The sequence below is a fragment of the Dyella sp. 2RAB6 genome (assembly GCF_052115385.1).
GTDB lineage: Bacteria > Pseudomonadota > Gammaproteobacteria > Xanthomonadales > Rhodanobacteraceae > Dyella_D.
Window position 1 is genome coordinate 1 of record NZ_JBFRGP010000034.1, and the last position, 16,854, is coordinate 16,854.

The window sequence follows — 16,854 nt, forward strand, 5'->3', positions numbered from 1 at the left end:
TCCCAAGGGCATGGATCTGGCGTCGCTGACCCAGGCGCAGTTGAACAAAGTGGCGCGTGAACTCAACGAACGGCCACGTAAGACGTTGGGCTTCTTGACACCTGCCCAGAAGCTGCAGGAAGTTGTTGCGTCGACCGATTGAAACCGCCTGCCCAAAGAAGAAGTAACCAAGAAGAAAAGGCACCCTGCTTGGCGCCCTCCGCAGCTGCGCTGCTACGGGTCCGTGAGGGCTGGCCGGGCTTTTTGATCGGGCATCCTGCCCGAGTCAAAAAGGCGAGGACGTCCTGTCCTCGCCCCCTGCGGGGCCTTTTCGTCCAGCCCTCACCGCCCGGCGCCAAGGGGACCCGGTAGATCCAGAGCCAGATCAAAAGCGCGCAAGCGGAACGCAGCGGCTGCGCCGCTTGCTCGTGGCTCTTCGCGAGGGCCTGCGTGCGGGGAGAGGGGTGGCGGGGCTTGCGGAAGCGTCCGTTACCCGATCAAGCGCCGCCCACATTGATACCGAGTGCGAACAAAGTGGCTAGCAACGCCAACGCCATCGCCGACACCGCCATCCAGATCTGCCCGAACCGCGGATGCTTTTCGCTCCATAGCGCCAAGGCCATATAAACCCCAGGGGCAACGCCCGCATAGCGCGTCATCGACGTCAGCGTGCCGGTAAGCAAGGGGGCCAGCAGCGTAAGCACGGTAAATACGGCGAGTTCGCGCCAGCCGCGCTTCCAGCACGTCACTGCACTGCACAGCGCCAACACCGTTGCGCTGAAGTGCAGGATCTTCGGATTCCACGGCGCGATGATGCGCAGCGGGTGGTGCAGGTAATCGAGCAGGGCCGTCCATGGCGCGTGCAGTTCGCGCCCCCATGCGACCTGGATGTCCTTGAAGGCGAGCGGGTTGCCGGTGGCGGTCCACAGGTAAAGCATGAAGGCGGCGAGGCCGCCGGCGATGGGGGCGAGTTTCAGCAGGTCGGCGAGGCGGCGTTCGCTGTCGAGCCAGCGCACGAGCAGTGCGGGTGCGAGGAACAGGCCGTTCAAGCGGGTGGCGCCGGCGCAGAAGCCGAGCAGGCCGGCCAGCCACCAGCGTTGGGTGAGGGCGGCGAGGAAGGAGGCGGTGACGAGGGTGAAGAACAAGGCTTCGGTATGGGGCAGCATGGCGAAGTAGCTGGTCGGCCAGAACGCGGCGAACAGCGTGGCCTGGTCGGCGAGGCGTTCGGAATCGGCAAGGCGGCGCATGAGCAGCCACAGCAGACTCAGTGCGGCCAGGAACAGCAGGTTCGACAGCACGATGCCGGACCAGATCCATTCGCCGGTCGCTGCCGCGGCCGATTTCCACATCAGCGGATGCAGCGGAAAGAACGCCCAGTTCGCTTGCTTTGACGTATCGAACGGGCGCTGCTCGTAGCCGTCGTGGGCGATGCTGTAGTACCAGGCCGAATCATTGCCGATCGCCAGATGGCCGAGGCCATCGGCGACGGTGCGGCCGGACAGCTTGATCGCCACGCTGTCGTCCTTGCCCCAGCGCTCGACCGGTACCTGCGCGATCAAGGGCACGGCGCTGAAGATCAGCACGATCATCAGGCGCGAGAGCAGGAACGGCAGCAGTGCGCGCTTGAGACAGGCGGGTATCGCGTCGGCCGCGCGGCGTAGCGGAGAGCGCGGGGTCGGAGCGATCGCGGCGGCGGTGTTCATCGGCTTCCTGCACGAGCTCGGCTGAGCGGGTGCGGGATATTACGAACGTCGAAATTATTTGACGAGTGACATTCGGCGATTTTCGCCAGCGGCGATGTTGTGCCCGGACGAATCGTCGAGGCGCGGGTGCGATCTGCTCACGCCTCGATGCGCGCCAGCACCAGTTCGCCGCCGCCTTCGATGCGCAGCGTGCCCGTCGCTTCGATCCACACCGATTCACCCTGCGTGGCGCGCAGGCTTTCGCCACTCGTGCGCAGCTCGGCCTGCCCGGCCAGCAGGTACAAGAACCAGTGCGCGTCGGCGGATGGCGGCAACACCATCGCGCCGTTCAAGGGGCGTGCGATCAGTTCGCCTTCCGCGCCGTCGCGCAGCATCAGGTTGAAGGCGCGGGTGGGGCCGTCGGTCAAGCGTGCGTGCGGCGCGTCGGCGCCGTCGAAGCGGATCACGGCCAGGCGCAATGCCTGTCGTTCGTTGCCGGCGAAGCTCAGCGCCAGCGGCGCATCGAGTGCGGTGAATTGACGGCGTACGCCGGGCAGGGCGGAGAAATCAGCATCGCTTTCCAGGTGCGCGATGCTCAGGCGCCAATGCCATGCGTCGGGATCGGGGCCGCTGGCCAGTACGGTGGTGGTGCCTGCGCCGTTAGCCCAGGGCTCCGCGCGCAGCGTTTCGGCGGGCACGCGGTGGAAGGCGCTCATGCGCTCAGGCGTAGGCCGCGCGGCGCGTTTCGCGATACGGCGGGTAGTACGCGAACACGTGGTTGTAGCTGCCGCAGAAATCCATGTCCTCGATATGCTCGCCGCCGAGGCGTTCGGCCAGGCGGTCGGAGGCTTCGTTGCCCACGCGCACCAGGCTGATCACGCGCTGCACGCGCAGCTGGCTCCAGGCATGTTCGAGGATGGCGAGGCTGGCTTCGGTGGCATAGCCGTGGTGGCGGTATTCGGCCTTGAGCATCCAGCCCAGTTCGATGTCGGGCCAGCCTTCCGGATTCATCAGGCCGGCGCGGCCGACGAAGGCGCCGCTGTCCTTGAGTTCCAGCGCCCACATGCCGTAGCCGCGCAAGGGCCAGTGGCCCAGCAGCATCGCCAGCGAACGCCAGGCGTGGCCGCGGTCGAGCGGTTCGCCGTCGCCGACCCAGCGCGTGCTGGTGGGGTCGGCGAGCATCGCGGCGTAGTCGTCGAAATGCCGGGCGGAGAGGGCGGTCAGGCGCAGGCGCGCGGTTTCGAGGGTGGGTATGTCGAACATTGCAGTGTCAGATGGCGGCGCCGGCCAGCAGGCTGGCGAGGGCACGGGTACTGGTGGCGAGGCTGTCGGCCCAGGGCAGGCCGATGATTTTCTCGCCGGTGGCCGAATCGATGAAGTCTTCTTCCTGCCCGGGCGGCAGCAGGTGGCGATAGTCCACGGTGATTTCGCTGCCCGCGGGCAGGTCGCGCGCGGCGAACACGAAACCCAGGTGCCACAGCCCGGTGGGTTCGAAGCTGTGGTTGATGTAGCACTCGTCCGGCCAGTCGGGGGACAGCGTGTAGCGGTCCTCGAACCAGCGCGCAGCGGCGTAGAGCTGCACCTGCAGCTCGGGCGAGGCGGTGATCTGCGAGAGGCTCCAGGTACGGTCGATCGCGTCCGGCGCGGTCACGACGCGACCGGCGGCGAGGTCTTCCTCCAGGAACAGCCCCTTGCCGGCGCCTCCGATAGCCGAGGCGGCAATGCGGTAACGCGGCAGGATCATGGCGTGGAAAGCAAATGGTTGCGCAATTGAATCAGGTACATGGCCCCTGTGACGGCTCCGGCCTGGGTCGTGAAGGCGGTGGTCGGGCGGTCGTGAACGCGGAGTGTAGGCGCAACCGGCGCGGCCTGCCAGGGCCGCGCCGGCGCGGGCGGTATAGCGGGCTGGAGCTTATTCCTCGGCCTTTTTGGCCTTGGGCCTGGCTTTGGCGGCACCGGCCTCGGGCTTGGCGCCCTCCTCGGTGATCAGGATCGCGGCGCGGTTGCGGTCCAGCGTGCTGGCGCCGACGCCCTTGACCTGGCCGACCTCGTCCACGCTCTTGAACGGGCCGTGTTCCTCGCGCCAGGCCACGATGGCGGCGGCCTTGGCGGGGCCGATGCCGTCGAGTGCTTTTGCAATGGTGCTGGCATCGGCGGTGTTGACGTTGACCGGCGTGGCGGCGTGCAGCGACAGGCACGCGGCCAGGCCGAGCATGAAGGTGGCGAGCTTGCGAAGCATGGGGATTCTCCTGATCGAGTGGGAAAGCGCGGTGCCACTGCACCGCCCAGCCACGATGCCGCCCGCGCGCACTCGCCGCAGTCGGCGTGCGTATCGCGCTGCGGTGCGCCTGCATCGCCGCAACGCGTGGGCGTGCGCCTACGCGTTGTCGGCGGGCTTTCGGCCTGCGCTGATACAATCGGCGCTTTCCCCATCGCTGGAGTTCGCCCATGGATACCGCCCGTCTTTCGCACTTCGTCAGCGGTCTGTGGGATGACGAGATCGTGCCGCAGCTGATGGAGTACATCCGCATTCCCAACAAGTCGCCGATGTTCGATCCGAAGTGGGTGGAACACGGCTACATGGATGCGGCGGTCAAGCTGATGGAGACCTGGGCGCGCAGCAAGCTGCCGGCGCTGCCCGGCGCGACGCTGGAAGTGGTGCGCCTGGAAGGCCGCACGCCGCTGATCTATATCGACGTGCCCGGCCAGGGCGACGACGCCGTGATGCTGTACGGCCATCTCGACAAGCAGCCGGAGATGACCGGCTGGGCCGAGGGCCTGGGCCCGTGGACCCCGGTGATCAGGGGCGACAAGCTCTACGGCCGCGGCGGCGCCGACGACGGCTACGCCATCTTCGGTTCGCTCGCCGCGCTGCTGGCGCTGCGCGAGCAGGGCATCCCGCACGCGCGCTGCGTGGTGCTGATCGAGGCCTGCGAGGAATCGGGCAGCTACGACCTGCCGTACTACGTCGACCATCTGGCCGCGCGCATCGGCCATCCGTCGCTGGTGGTGTGCCTGGATTCGGGCTGCGGCAACTACGACCAGCTATGGCTGACCACCTCGCTGCGCGGCATGACCGGCGGCGAGCTGAGCGTGCAGGTGCTGGAAGAGGGCGTGCATTCGGGCGACGCCTCCGGCGTGGTGCCCTCGAGCTTCCGCATCCTGCGCGACGTGCTGTCGCGCCTGGAGGACCCGCAGACCGGCACGATCAAGCCGCAGGAGCTGTACGTCGAGATTCCCGCGCAGCGCGTGGAGCAGGCACGGCAGGCGTCCGAGGTGCTGGGCAAGGCGATCTACGAGAAGTTTCCCTTCGTCGCCGGCATGCATCCGGTCACCGAAGACCTCACCGAGCTGGTGCTCAACCGCTCCTGGCGCCCGCAGCTGGCGGTGACCGGTGCGGATGGCCTGCCGCCGCTGGAGAGCGCCGGCAACGTGTTGCGCCCGAAGACTTCGGTGAAGCTCAGCCTGCGCCTGCCGCCGACGCTCAACGGCAGCGAGGCCGGCCAGTTCGTCAAGCAGCTGCTGGAGCAGGATCCGCCGTACGGCGCCCGGATCAGCTTCAAGCTGGAGAAGGACGGCGGCGGCTGGCACGCGCCGCAGCTTTCGCCGTGGCTGGAGCAGACGGTGGCGCAGGCGTCGCAGAACCACTTCGGCGCGCCGGCCAGCTACATGGGCGAGGGCGGCAGCATTCCCTTCATGGGCATGCTGGGCGAGAAATTCCCCAAGGCGCAGTTCCTGATCACCGGCGTGCTCGGCCCGCACTCCAATGCGCATGGTCCGAACGAATTCCTGCACATCCCCACCGGCAAGAAGGTGAGCATGGTGGTGGCCGAAGTGGTGGCGCGCCACTTCGAGCAGGGCGGCGCGGCTTGAACCGGTTTCCGTGGTGAGCGGCGCCGGCAACTTCGGCTACCTCGCGGCCAACTGGGCCGCGGTACGCCAGCGCGTCGACGCCGCCTGCCGCGAGGCCGGCCGTGACCCGGCCGAGGTCGACGTGCTGCCGGTCAGCAAGACTTTCAGCGCGGATGCCATCCGCGCCGCGACCGGGCTGGGGCTGCAGCGCTTCGGCGAGAACAAGCTGCAGGAGATCCGCGAGAAGGCCGGCCCGCTGGCCGACTGCGCGATCGACTGGGTGGTGATCGGGCATCTGCAGACCAACAAGGCCAGGGACGTGGCCCGGCTCGCCGCCGAAGTGCAGTCGCTGGACCGCTGGGAGCTGGCCGAGGCGCTCGACCGCCGCCTGCAGGCGGAAGGCCGCGCCATCGACGTGCTGGTGCAGGTGAAGACCTCGCCGGAGGAAGCCAAGCAGGGCCTGGACCCGGCCGAGCTGCCGGCCTTCCTGGCCCGCCTGCGCGGCCTGGACACCCTGCGCGTGCGCGGCCTGATGACCATGGCCGTGCTGGCGGACGACCCTGCCCCGGTGCGCGCCTGCTTCCGCCTGCTGCGCGAGCTGCGCGACCGTATGGCCAGCGAGGGCCACCAGCTGCCGCGGCTCTCCATGGGCATGAGCGGGGATTTCCCCCTGGCGGTGGCCGAGGGTGCGACCGAGCTGCGCATCGGGACGGCGATCTTCGGTCGGCGCGGCTGAATAGCGCTTCATCTAGCTTGCAGTCCTGTTACGGACCTCCGTCACACTTTTGCAGCGGATCTTTCTAGGAAGTTTTCCTAGATGGGCTGCCCACTTGCAGTGATTCCATCGTGCTTTCATGGGGATGCCGCACGTTGCTGAGCCCTTCATTGTTTCGAAACTGCGGGGTTTAGTTAACCCGGATCGAACATACGATCTATATCGCTTTGCTAAGTTCACGACTTCGTCACGGTCGTCGACACATCCGACGGCCAATCCCGTGAACAGCAAGGGGATTTCTCCCGCATGCCAATCAAGCGATTGACCGTCCTCTCCGTGCTGGCTGCCGCCGCGTTCGTTTCCGGCCCCGTGCTCGCCAGCCCCAGTGGACAGTCCAAGGCCGCCCCTGCTGTCGCCACCATCACCCCGCCGCTGCTGAGCCAGTTCGCCGCGCTCGCCCCGGCCCAGATGCTTTCCCAGTCCGCACTGCCCGCCGCTCCGGCGATCGAGGAGCAGGCCAGCAACGCCGACGATCTGCGCAAGACCCTGATCGACCTGGCCATGCAGCTGCGCGATATCCGCTATGTGCGCGGCGGCCACGATCCTTCGACCGGTTTCGATTGCAGCGGTTTTGTGCGCTATGTGTTCTCGCATGCGGTCGGGCTGGAGTTGCCGACCAATTCGGCCGGGCAGTTCGTGGCTGGCCTGAAGGTCAATCGCACCGAGATGCAGCCGGGCGACCTGGTGTTCTTCCGCACGGCCGGCGGTCGCCGCGGTGGCGGTCGCATCTCGCACGTGGGTATCTACATCGCCAATGGGCAGTTCATTCATTCGCCTTCGCATGGCAAGACGGTGCGGGTCGACAGCCTGGATGAGAGCTACTGGGCCAAGCGGTTTGCTGGTGCGAAGCGCCCTGAGGGTATGGCGCAGAACGGCTGACACTTTTTCGGGTTCGGCAGTCCAAGGCCGCCTAAGGGCGGCCTTTTTTATGGGGCGCGGTTCGGCCCGTCGTAGGTTGGGGTGAGCGTCAGCGAACCCCAACGTGCGCGAGGCTTCGAACGTTGCCATGTCGGGGTTCGCTGGCGCTCACCCCAACCTACGGCGGTGCTCCCACACGCCGCAACTCGTCCGACTCGACAATACGCACACCTTCGCCCGGCTCCCGCGCCAGCCGCCACAACGCGCGCGCAACGGTCTCGACATGGATGCCGCGCCAGCGGCCGGGCAGCAGGCGCGACAGCGGTGCGGCGAAGGCTTCGCCGAGGCGGAATTCCTGCCGCGCACCGAGCAGCAGCGACGGGCGTACGAAGGTCAGTTGTGGCCAGCCTTGTTCGATCAATGCCTGTTCCAGCTCACCCTTCACCCGCGTGTAGAAGGTGCGCGACGCCGCACTCGCGCCGATCGAGCTCATCACCAGGAAGTGCCGCGCGCCGAGTTTGCGCGCGCGCCGCGCCACTGCCAGCGGCAAGTCGTAGTCGGCCATGCGGAAGGCTTCGCGCGAGCCGGCCTGGGCGATGGTGGTGCCGAGGCAGCAGATCGCCACGTCCAGCGGCGGCTGCAGGGTGGGCAGGACGCGGTGGAGCATGCCCACGGGGTTCTCCAGCCGGGGCGCGCGCGGCAGCGCGTGGCGCGTCGGCGCCATGACGCGCGCAACGGTGGGATCGGCCAGCAGCTCGCGCAGCACACAGCCGCCGGTGAGGCCGGTGGCGCCGGCGAGCAGGACATGGAAGGGCGAAGCGGTCATGGATGCGGTGCGGAAACCCGACGCGCACAGCTTGCCACGCCGTACCTTTGTTGCGCGTAACGACCCGGCGCGAAAACGCTAGCGCGCGACCACCGTCACGGGCCGGTGGAAACTGGCGGTCGGTTTCCACTGCGGATAGGCGGTCTCGGTCGACAGCTTGCCGCCGACCATGAACAGTGCGCGCAGGTCGTCCACCAGTCCGCGCAGGTCCCAGGTCGGGGCGCCGTCCGCCGGTGGCGCCATGGTGCTGGCGGCCAGGTAGTCGCCGTAGCGCTTGCGGCCGGCGGCGTCGCCGCCGTCTCTCAAATCCATGCCGGAACGGGCATACAGCACCGGCACGCCGCGGGTGGCGAAGCTCAGTGCGTCGGAGCGGAACAACTGCATGCCGGCGCGTTCATCGGCGGAACTGATATGGCGATGCTGGTTGTGCAGCGCCTCGGCCAGGTAGTCGTCCAGCTGCGACTGGCCGTAGCCGAGCACGTCCAGGTCGCGGCTCGGGCCCAGCCATGGCAGCGCGTCGAGCTGGATCTCGGCCACCGTGTGTTCCATCGCCACCGGCGGATGGTCGACGTACCAGCGCGAACCGAGCTGGCCGGATTCCTCCATGGTCAGCGCGGCGAACAGCAGGCTGCGATGCGGCTTGGGTGCGCGGTGCGCGAACGCCTCAGCCAGTTCGAGCAGGCCGGCCAGGCCCGCCGCGCTTTCGGCCACGCCGTGCAGCGACTGGCTGTCGCGCGCATCCGGGTGATTCCAGTGCGCGCTGTAGACGATCGCGTCGTCCGCCTGCCTGGTGCCGGACAGGCGCGCGATCACATTGGGCGACACGCCGTGGCTGATGCTGCTCTGGAACGACAGGCTGGCGTTCGCCCCCAGCGTCACCGGCCGGAAGCCGTGGCGATGCGCGGCGGCGCGCAGCGCCTGGAAATCCTGCCCCGCGCTGGCGAACAGCCGGCGGGCGGCGTCGTCGCTCAACCAGCCGGCGATGCCCGGCGCCGCATTCGCATCGCCGGGCAAGGTGTACCAGGGGCCGCTCCAGCGCTGGCGCACCGCGTCCCAGGGATAACCCGAGGCGGCTTCGTCGTGCACCACGAACATCGCCGCGGCACCGTGGCGCGCGGCCTGTTCCAGCTTGTAGCGCCAGGAGCCGAACAAGGTGGGCGTGCGGCCATGGAACAGTGCCGGATCCTGGCTGCCCCAGCCCGGATCGTTGGCCAGCAGCACCACCGTCTTGCCCTTGACGTCCGCGCCGGCGTAGTCGTCCCAGTCCTGCGTCGGATCGTCGATGCCATAGCCGGCGAACACCAGCGGCGAGCGTTCGATCGCGGTGCTGGCCCGGTTGGCGGGCGAGTTGGCGACCATGTCGATGCCGTAGGCCAGCGACAGCGGCTGCGCGCCGCCGGCGATCTGCAGGGTCATGCGCTCCGGATGCAGCACGGTGCCGCGCACATAGGGCACGTTCTGCGTCCACTGGCCATCGGCACCGGGCTGCAGGCCCATGCGCTGGAACTGCGCAATCAGATAATCGACGGTATGCCGCTCACCGGCGCTGCCGGGCGAGCGATCGCGCAACGCGGGCGCGGACAGCGCGTGGAAATGGACGGCCAAATCCTCCGGCATGATGCCGGGCGAAAAGTTCGCTGCGATCTCGCCGTCGCGCGACGACGACGCATGCTGCTGGCATGCAGCCAGCATGGCGCTCATCACGATGATGGACAGAAAGCGGCGCATTCCCCGACTCCCGCTGCGGGACCTGCGCGAATGTAACCGCGCCGCGGCCCGCTGAAAACGCGCAAGATTTCGCGTTCAGCAGCGGGCGCAGCAGCTTCATGCGATTGGGTTTGTTTGTCGAAAAGTATGGTGTGGTTCGCGGCCTTAGGTTGTGTCCCTTCTCCCTGCGGGAGAAGGTGGCGGCAGCCGGATGAGGGTGCGGGCGGAGTGGTGCGCACCACTTCGCCCGTACCCTCACCCCAACCCCTCTCCCGACGGGAGAGGGGCTCTACGTCGGGATACTCAGAAGCGGTAATCCGCACCCACATACACATAACGCCCGCGCGGGTCCGCCTGCGTCAGGTCGTAGTAGGTATTCGACGGATCCCACGGCGGCCGGCGGTTCTGCAGGTTCTGCACGGCCAGCGTCAGCGTGGTCTTCGCCAGGCCGGTGTAGGCGATGCTCAGGTCGAACGTGCTCCACGCCTTCACTCGCTCCGGATACGCCGGCGCCAGCCGGTTGTCCGGGTTCTGCCGGTAGCCGCCCACGTAGTACCAGGTCAGCGTGCTGGCGAAGTCGCGGTAGCTCCAGGTCAGGCCGGTGCTGCCGCGCCACTTCGGCAGTGAGCCGAAGATATTGGTGCCGGCGCCATTGACCGGCGCATCGCCCGCCACGCGCGGCTGGCTGTACTTGAGCAGGCGCGTCCAGTTGCCGTCGAGCGCGAAGTCGCCCGCGTTCGCCGTGTGCAGCGCCTGGTGGAAAGTGAGGTCCACGCCGTCGGTGGTGAGGCTCTGCTGGTTGCGGTACTGGTTGGTGATGATGCTGATGCGGCCTTGCGCATCGCGTTGCACGCGCGGGTCCTTGCGCTGCACCAGGGTGGCGTCGTCGTCGGGGCCGATGATGCCGCGCTGCACGATGTGGTAGTAGTCCGCGCCGAGGCTGGTGTCGGCGCTGGGCGAGATCACGAAGCCGCCGTTGTAGTTCTCCGAGCGCTCCGGCCGCAGGTTCGGATTGGCGGCGAACACGTCGGTATAGCCGCGGCGCTGGCCGGGTGTGACCGGATCGTACGGATCGACCACCGTGCTGTAGCTCACCGCGGTGCTGTGGGTGATTTCCGGCAGCGACGGTGCGCGGAAGCCGCGCGAGTACGAGCCGCGCAGCAGCAGCCAGTCCTGCGGCTGGTAGCGCAGTGTGAACTTCGGCGCGAAGGCATTGCCGAAATCGCTGTAGTGATCGAGGCGTCCGGCGATGCCCGCTTCCAGCGTGGTGAGGATCGGCAGGTTGAACTCGGCATAGCCTGCCTGCACGTCGCGCGAGCCGCGGATCACGTCGATGGCCGGACGCAGTTCCGAACCGGACAGCACCGCCTGTGAAGTGCGCGAGTTGATCGACTCGTTGCGGAACTCATAACCGGCGGCGAAACCCACCGTGCCGGCCGGCAGGTCGAACAGCTGCGTGCTGGCGGTGGCGTTCACCGCGGTGAGGCGCGATACCGCGGGGCGGATGGTGGACAGGCGCAGCGCATCGATGGCCTGCTGCGAATTATTGTCGGCGGCGAAGTTGTAGCCGCCATTGGCCAGCAGCGACTGGAACGCGTAGCGGTTGCCGAAGTTGGTGACGTATTCCTTCAGGCTGCTCTCGGAGTGCTCGGCCGACACGTCCCAATCCCATGCGCCGGTATGGCCCTTAAGGCCGCCGAGGAAGCGCGTGAAGATGGTGCGGTCGCGCTTGTTGCGCTGGCCCACGTCCCACAGGTTGGTGTTCACCGGCGTCGGTACGCCGTACGGATTGGCGGGGTTGCCTGCCGGTAGTGTCGTATCGATGTTGACGAGCCTCTGGTTGGCGTTGTCCCACGCGCGCAGGCCGCTGCCGATCGCCAGCGGTCCGCTGAACACGAAGGCGGCGTGGCTGCGGCTGTAGATCGCTTCGCCGTAAGCGTCGATCTGGTCGGTGAGTTTGACCGTCGCCTTCAGCACCGCGTGGTAGCGCTCCACGCCGGGAATCAGCGAGGTGTACTGCGCCGGGTTATAGGTCCAGGTCTCGCCGCTCTTGCCTGGTGTGATCGCGCCGTAGGGTACTTTGCGCACCGGGCCCACGGCGTTGGCGAAGCCCTGGGTGGGGTCGTTGTTGTAGTAGTTGGTCGGCGTCCAGTTGAGGCGGCCGCCGGGCCGGTTGCGGAAGTCGTTGTCGCGCAGCCAGCTCACGTCGTCCTGGTTGAGTTGCGAGCTGCGCGTGCCGTCGAGCGCGAAGAACACGTTGTAGCCGTCTTTCTTCAGGTCGCCCTGGCCCAGCAGCAGGTGGAAATTGTTCGAGCGCTGGCCGCTGCCTTCGGTGCTGCCGCCGACGTTCGCGCCGACTTCGGCGCCCTGGTAGTTCTGCTTGAGGATGATGTTGACCACGCCGGCGATCGCATCGGAGCCGTACACCGCGGAGGCGCCGTCCTTCAGCACTTCGATGCGTTCCACCGCCGCCAGCGGCAGTGCGTTGAGGTCGACGAAGGTGTCCTGCAATTCGTACGCGGTGGCGTAGTTGGCGACGCGCTTGCCGTCCACCAGCACCAGCGTGTTCTTCTGGCCCAGGCCGCGCAGCGAGATGCCGGCGGTACCGGCGGAGAAGCTGCCGGTGAGCTGTTCGTTGACGCTGTTGCCGCTGTTGGCGGAGATCGAGCGCAGCAGGTCGGGCAGGGTGGTCTTGCCGCTGCTGCGGATCTGCCCGGCGGTGATGGTCTGCACCGGGCTGGGGCCTTCCAGGTCGGTGGTCTTGATGTTCGAGCCGGTGACGGTGATCGCTTCGAGCTGGGTGGCCTTCTTGTCGTCGGCGTCCTCCGCGTGCAGCGAGGACAGCGCGAGCGCCGAGGCGATGGCAAACGGGAGCAGGCGGGTCTTGTACATGGGATCAAAACATTCCTGTGAGCGCGCCCCTCCCGGCATGCAGCCAGGTGCGGAGGACGCGCGGGATGCAGCGGGAGAGCTGCGTTCGGGGAGTACGCCGTGGGACGGCGTCAGTGGCGGCGCGGGGAAACGCCTAAGGTCGCGGGCTCAGCCGCAGCGACACATTCGACAGCGACGACAACAGCAGGCCGCGCCGGCGGCGGCGTGGTGGCGATGTCGAAGCGAAGCAGGGAACGGCAAGGAGTGCATCGTGGGATCCGCTGCGGCGGGCGTCATCGACGCCGGCTTGCTTGAAGGATCCGGGCCTGGGCCCGGCTAGACAGGGAAGTGCGCGCGATCAGCAACAACAGCGGCAACACATCGCTTGCATGCGATGCGTGGTGCTGGCGAGCCGATGGCAACCCTGGATAGTCACGAGCTGTGGCGTTCCTGCTGGGGACGAGACGGCGCGTGGGGGTTCGGCCGTATGGACGTCCATTTGTGCATTGCGGCGTGGCGATGTCAACCCGAGGTGAGGGTGCACGTTCGCGCCGCCACGGCGAAACCCCCGCCGCAGCGGCGCCAGGCCGCGCCCCACAAGGTTCCTTGCGGAAGGTGCGGCGAGTTGTCGCAGTATGTTGCGGTGCGCCACGGACCGTCGAAAGCGGCGCCCCGCGGCAGCCGCTACGAGTGCGCTACTCTTGGCCGTTGCCCACGGAACCGACCATGTTCTACGACCTCGCACCGGTAACCCGTAACCTGCTGATCGCCAATGTCGCGATCTTCCTGCTGCAGATGCTGTGGCCGGACATCCTGGTGCCCCTGGCGCTGTGGCCCCTGGGCGGCGGCTATTTCCAGCCCTGGCAGATCGTCACCAACGCCTTCATGCACGGCGGCTGGATGCATCTGGCCTTCAACATGTACGCCTTGTTCATGTTCGGTGGCCGCATCGAGCGGCTGCTGGGGACGCGCAACTACACCATCTATTACTTCGTCTGCCTGATCACCGCGTCGATCCTGCAACTGCTGTGGCTGCGCTTCGTCGAGCAGGAATTCCAGACTCCCACGGTGGGTGCCTCCGGCGCGATCTTCGGTCTGCTGCTGGCCTTCGGCATGCTGTGGCCGCACGAGCGGCTGATCGTGTTCCCGATCCCGGCACAGATTCCCGCCTGGCTGTTCGTCACCGGCTACGGCGTGCTGGAACTGGTCTCCGGCACCACCGGCTGGATGCCCGGCGTCGCGCATTTCGCCCACCTGGGCGGCATGCTCGGCGGCTTCGTGCTGCTGCAGTACTGGCGCGGCAAGTTGCCGGTCAAACCTAAACGGCGCTTGATGCGCTAGGCCCACCGGCGCCTGATGCGCTGATCCTTTCCACTTCGCGGTTATTCCCTCGATGACTCAGCACCTGCAGCGCCGGCTCACCCCGCGCCATATCACCTTCATGGCCCTGGGGATGGCGATCGGCGCCGGCCTGTTCCTCGGCTCGGCCAATGCGATCAACCTGGCCGGCCCGTCGGTGCTGTTCGCCTATCTGTTCGGCGGCGCGATGATCTTCATCATCATGCGCGCGCTGGGCGAGATGGCCGTGCACGATCCGGTGGCCGGTTCCTTCAGCACCTATGCGCACCGTTATCTCGGGCCGTTCGCCGGTTATCTCACCGGGTGGAACTACTGGATCCTGATGGTCGGCGTCGGCATGGCCGAGAGCACCGCGGTGGGCATCTATATGCGCCAGTGGTTTCCGGACCTGCCGCAATGGATCTGGGTGTTCGGCAGCGTGGCGATGATCGGCGGCCTGAACCTGATGGCGGTGAAGGTCTATGGCGAGATGGAATTCTGGTTCACCCTGATCAAGGTGGTCACGGTGGTGCTGATGATCCTCGGCGGCGCCGGCATGATCTGGCTGGGCTGGGGCAACGGCGGCCAGCCGGTGGGCCTGGTCAACCTGTGGCAGCACGGCGGCTGGTTCCCACATGGCTTCACCGGCATGGTGCTGGCGCTGCCGGTGGTAGTGTTCGCCTTCGGCGGCATCGAGACCATCGGCATGGCCGCGGGCGAAGCGGCGCAGCCGGAGCGCACCATTCCGCGCGCGGTGAACTCGGTGCTGTGGCGCATCCTGATTTTCTACGTGGGCGCGCTGTTCGTGATCATGGCGATCTACCCGTGGAACCAGCTCGGCACGCAGGGCAGCCCCTTCGTCACCACCTTCGGCAAGCTGGGCATTCCGCAAGCGGCCGGCCTGATCAACTTCGTGGTGATCACCGCGGCGCTGTCGGGCTTCAACAGCACCACCTTCAGCGGCAGCCGCATGCTCTATAGCCTGTCCACCAAATCGCAGGCGCCGGCCTTCCTGGGCAAGGTGAGCGAGCATGGCGTGCCGGTGCGTGCCGTGCTGGTGACGCTGGTCTGCCTGGTCCTCGGTGTGGTGCTGAACTACCTGCTGCCGGAACGCATCTTCGCGATGATGATGTCGATCCTCGCCTTCAACACGGTGTGGACCTGGATGATGGTGCTGATCGCCCACTACAGTTTCCGCCGCCGCTATGGCGCCACTCGTTTCCCGCTGCGCGCATGGCCGCTGACCAGCGTGGTCTGCCTGCTGTTCCTGGCCTTCGTCTTGTTCATGCTCGGCTATAGCCCCGATACGCGCGTGGCGCTGTATGTGGGTGCGGGTTGGGTGGTGTTGCTATCGCTGGCCTACCGGTTCCTCGGGGTCGGCGCGCGGATGCGCACGCTGGCAGCGCAGGCGATCTGATGACCATGGAGCCCCGCATGCGCACGGTGGGTTTGATCGGTGGCATGAGTTGGGAATCCACGGTTGCCTACTATCAGTTGATCAACCGCGGCGTGCGCGAGCGGCTGGGTCCGTTGCGTTCGGCGCGCCTGCTGCTGGACAGCCTGGATTTCGGCGAGATCGAGGCGCTGCAGCGGCAGGGCGATTGGCATCATGCGGGGAAGTTGCTGGCCGCGTCGGCGCGGCGCCTTGAGGCCGGTGGCGCCGAGGCGATCGTGTTGGCGACGAACACCATGCACAAGGTGGCGGATGCGGTGGTGGCGGCGACCGCCTTGCCGTTTTTGCATATTGCCGATCCGACCGGCGCGGCGTTGCGTGACGCCGGGTGCCATCAGGTGGCTTTGCTGGGCACGGCGTTCACGATGGAACAGGAGTTCTATCGTGAGCGGCTGCGCGAGCGGTATGGCATTCGGTGCCTGGTGCCGGATGAGGGGCAGCGGCGCGAGGTGCATCGCATCATTTACGAGGAGTTGTGCGCGGGCGTGGTGCTTGATTCCTCGCGGCAGTTTTATCGTGAGGTGATGGTGGATTGCGCTGCGCGGGGGGCGCAGGGGGTGATCCTCGGGTGTACTGAGATTGGGTTGTTGGTTGGGCGGGAGGATAGTCCGGTGCCGCTCTTCGATACGGCGGCATTGCATGCCGCTGCTGCTGTGGATTTCATGCTGGGCTGATTGCCTGTCATCGCGGCGTAGGCCTCTCTACTCGTCATCCCAGCGGAAGCTGGGATCCAGCGACTTTATCGCCTGGTTGTCGCGTTACCGCGATTTGGCCGCTTATGCAGCGGGCATTTCGTGCGCCTGCCGGCGCCCGAGTTACTTTTTCTTTGCTGGCCCAATCCCCTCAAGGGGGACCTCGACTAAAAGTAACCAAAAAGAAATGGCCTAAGAGCAAGGGCTCGCGACGCGACTAGAAGGAGCAGTGACGGTTGTGGAAAGGGATTAACCAGAGTCGACACGAAGCGGGAGCGCGGTTTCGTGACGCGTCCTTCAACGTGCCGTCGCCGAGAGGACGTTCAAGAACTGATGCCAGCTTGAGTGCTGCTTATTGCCTCAACCTCCCAGTTCGAATCCTTCTCCCTCCGGGAGCACGCGGGGAGGGCACAGGGATGTGCCCGGCTTTGAGGAGCGAGGAAGGTGCCGGCAGGCGGATGAGGGTTCGGGCGGAGCGCAACATCCGTCATACCTCACCCGCAAACACCTACAAAGAATCGCCGAAGCCTTACAGACGATCGTTGGTCGCTTCGATAGCCTGGGCAGRTCGTCGATGCTCAGTGTTTCGGACACACATCGACGACCTTCAGCGATGAAGTGAATGAGCTGATGGAGGACCTGGCCGCGTAAGCGCACGGCGTAGGTTGGGGTGAGCCGCAGGCGAACCCCAACCTACGCCGGTGCTGCGAGCTTTCACTCCCCGCTCCGCCCGAACCCTCATCCGCCTGCCGGCACCTTCCTCGCTCCTCAAAGCCGGGCACATCCCTGTGCCCTCCCCGCGTGCTCCCGGAGGGAGAAGG

14 protein-coding genes and 1 pseudogene are annotated in these 16,854 nt (G+C 66.8%); 7 read left to right on the plus strand and 8 right to left on the minus strand.

Going from position 1 to position 16,854, the window contains the following annotated elements; genetic code table 11:
- Positions 1–142: pseudogene (locus AB4083_RS22185) on the plus strand (IS30 family transposase); the annotation flags it as partial.
- Positions 143–476: 334 nt separating this feature from the next.
- On the opposite strand, the gene AB4083_RS22190 reads toward AB4083_RS22185, so the two are convergent.
- The 5 genes from AB4083_RS22190 to AB4083_RS22210 form a co-directional block, all read right to left on the minus strand.
- Positions 477–1,682 (minus strand): hypothetical protein, encoded by a 1,206-nt coding sequence (locus AB4083_RS22190; RefSeq protein ID WP_441610680.1) that lies wholly within the window; start codon positions 1,680–1,682, stop codon positions 477–479.
- Between the two features lie 137 nt (positions 1,683–1,819).
- Positions 1,820–2,377, minus strand: a complete 558-nt coding sequence (locus tag AB4083_RS22195; protein WP_441610681.1) for a HutD/Ves family protein — start codon at positions 2,375–2,377, stop codon at positions 1,820–1,822.
- Positions 2,378–2,381: 4 nt separating this feature from the next.
- Positions 2,382–2,924, minus strand: a complete 543-nt coding sequence (locus AB4083_RS22200; RefSeq protein ID WP_441610682.1) for a GNAT family N-acetyltransferase — start codon at positions 2,922–2,924, stop codon at positions 2,382–2,384.
- Between the two features lie 7 nt (positions 2,925–2,931).
- A complete protein-coding gene (locus AB4083_RS22205) occupies positions 2,932–3,405 on the minus strand; it encodes an SET domain-containing protein-lysine N-methyltransferase (protein ID WP_441610683.1) in 474 nt (157 codons plus the stop codon).
- A gap of 168 nt (positions 3,406–3,573) precedes the next feature.
- Positions 3,574–3,900: a ComEA family DNA-binding protein gene (locus AB4083_RS22210; RefSeq protein WP_441610684.1), complete on the minus strand. Its 327-nt coding sequence runs from the start codon at positions 3,898–3,900 to the stop codon at positions 3,574–3,576.
- A 209-nt stretch (positions 3,901–4,109) separates the two neighbouring features.
- Here AB4083_RS22210 and AB4083_RS22215 point away from each other — a divergent pair, with 209 nt between their 5' ends.
- The 3 genes from AB4083_RS22215 (at position 4,110) to AB4083_RS22225 (ending at position 7,167) form a co-directional block, all read left to right on the plus strand.
- Positions 4,110–5,534: a M20 family metallopeptidase gene (locus AB4083_RS22215; protein WP_441610685.1), complete on the plus strand. Its 1,425-nt coding sequence runs from the start codon at positions 4,110–4,112 to the stop codon at positions 5,532–5,534.
- Between the two features lie 13 nt (positions 5,535–5,547).
- On the plus strand, positions 5,548–6,249 hold the full coding sequence (locus AB4083_RS22220; RefSeq protein WP_441610686.1) for a YggS family pyridoxal phosphate-dependent enzyme: 702 nt from the start codon (positions 5,548–5,550) through the stop codon (positions 6,247–6,249).
- A 285-nt stretch (positions 6,250–6,534) separates the two neighbouring features.
- Positions 6,535–7,167, plus strand: coding sequence for a C40 family peptidase (locus AB4083_RS22225; protein WP_441610687.1), 633 nt, complete (start codon positions 6,535–6,537; stop codon positions 7,165–7,167).
- Between the two features lie 157 nt (positions 7,168–7,324).
- Here AB4083_RS22225 and AB4083_RS22230 read toward each other — a convergent pair whose 3' ends face one another.
- The 3 genes from AB4083_RS22230 to AB4083_RS22240 all read right to left on the minus strand — a co-directional run bounded on the left by AB4083_RS22230 (position 7,325) and on the right by AB4083_RS22240 (position 12,571).
- A complete protein-coding gene (locus AB4083_RS22230; protein WP_441610688.1) occupies positions 7,325–7,972 on the minus strand; it encodes an oxidoreductase in 648 nt (215 codons plus the stop codon).
- 78 nt (positions 7,973–8,050) lie between these two features.
- Positions 8,051–9,700 carry a M28 family peptidase gene (locus AB4083_RS22235; protein WP_441610689.1) on the minus strand — a complete coding sequence of 550 codons (1,650 nt, stop codon included), beginning with the start codon at positions 9,698–9,700 and terminating at the stop codon, positions 8,051–8,053.
- A gap of 282 nt (positions 9,701–9,982) precedes the next feature.
- Positions 9,983–12,571, minus strand: a complete 2,589-nt coding sequence (locus tag AB4083_RS22240; RefSeq protein ID WP_441610690.1) for a TonB-dependent receptor plug domain-containing protein — start codon at positions 12,569–12,571, stop codon at positions 9,983–9,985.
- 705 nt (positions 12,572–13,276) lie between these two features.
- Between AB4083_RS22240 and AB4083_RS22245 the strand changes: the two genes are divergently transcribed.
- The 3 genes from AB4083_RS22245 to AB4083_RS22255 are packed head-to-tail and all read left to right on the plus strand — an operon-like array spanning position 13,277 to position 16,015.
- Positions 13,277–13,891: a rhomboid family intramembrane serine protease gene (locus tag AB4083_RS22245; RefSeq protein ID WP_441610691.1), complete on the plus strand. Its 615-nt coding sequence runs from the start codon at positions 13,277–13,279 to the stop codon at positions 13,889–13,891.
- 52 nt (positions 13,892–13,943) lie between these two features.
- The gene (locus tag AB4083_RS22250; protein WP_441610692.1) at positions 13,944–15,305 is read left to right on the plus strand and encodes an amino acid permease; all 1,362 of its coding nucleotides are present in this window, start codon (positions 13,944–13,946) and stop codon (positions 15,303–15,305) included.
- 17 nt (positions 15,306–15,322) lie between these two features.
- The gene (locus tag AB4083_RS22255; RefSeq protein ID WP_441610693.1) at positions 15,323–16,015 is read left to right on the plus strand and encodes an aspartate/glutamate racemase family protein; all 693 of its coding nucleotides are present in this window, start codon (positions 15,323–15,325) and stop codon (positions 16,013–16,015) included.
- Positions 16,016–16,854: the final 839 nt, after the last annotated feature.

Excerpts from the sequence above, each read along its gene's own strand:
- AB4083_RS22190 (WP_441610680.1), bottom strand. The coding sequence starts at position 1,682 with ATGAACACCGCCGCCGCGATCGCTCCGACCCCGCGCTCTCCGCTACGC.
- AB4083_RS22195 (WP_441610681.1), bottom strand. The coding sequence starts at position 2,377 with ATGAGCGCCTTCCACCGCGTGCCCGCCGAAACGCTGCGCGCGGAGCCC.
- AB4083_RS22200 (WP_441610682.1), bottom strand. The coding sequence starts at position 2,924 with ATGTTCGACATACCCACCCTCGAAACCGCGCGCCTGCGCCTGACCGCC.
- AB4083_RS22205 (WP_441610683.1), bottom strand. The coding sequence starts at position 3,405 with ATGATCCTGCCGCGTTACCGCATTGCCGCCTCGGCTATCGGAGGCGCC.
- AB4083_RS22210 (WP_441610684.1), bottom strand. The coding sequence starts at position 3,900 with ATGCTTCGCAAGCTCGCCACCTTCATGCTCGGCCTGGCCGCGTGCCTG.
- AB4083_RS22215 (WP_441610685.1), top strand. The coding sequence starts at position 4,110 with ATGGATACCGCCCGTCTTTCGCACTTCGTCAGCGGTCTGTGGGATGAC.
- AB4083_RS22225 (WP_441610687.1), top strand. The coding sequence starts at position 6,535 with ATGCCAATCAAGCGATTGACCGTCCTCTCCGTGCTGGCTGCCGCCGCG.
- AB4083_RS22230 (WP_441610688.1), bottom strand. The coding sequence starts at position 7,972 with ATGACCGCTTCGCCCTTCCATGTCCTGCTCGCCGGCGCCACCGGCCTC.
- AB4083_RS22235 (WP_441610689.1), bottom strand. The coding sequence starts at position 9,700 with ATGCGCCGCTTTCTGTCCATCATCGTGATGAGCGCCATGCTGGCTGCA.
- AB4083_RS22240 (WP_441610690.1), bottom strand. The coding sequence starts at position 12,571 with ATGTACAAGACCCGCCTGCTCCCGTTTGCCATCGCCTCGGCGCTCGCG.
- AB4083_RS22245 (WP_441610691.1), top strand. The coding sequence starts at position 13,277 with ATGTTCTACGACCTCGCACCGGTAACCCGTAACCTGCTGATCGCCAAT.
- AB4083_RS22250 (WP_441610692.1), top strand. The coding sequence starts at position 13,944 with ATGACTCAGCACCTGCAGCGCCGGCTCACCCCGCGCCATATCACCTTC.
- AB4083_RS22255 (WP_441610693.1), top strand. The coding sequence starts at position 15,323 with ATGCGCACGGTGGGTTTGATCGGTGGCATGAGTTGGGAATCCACGGTT.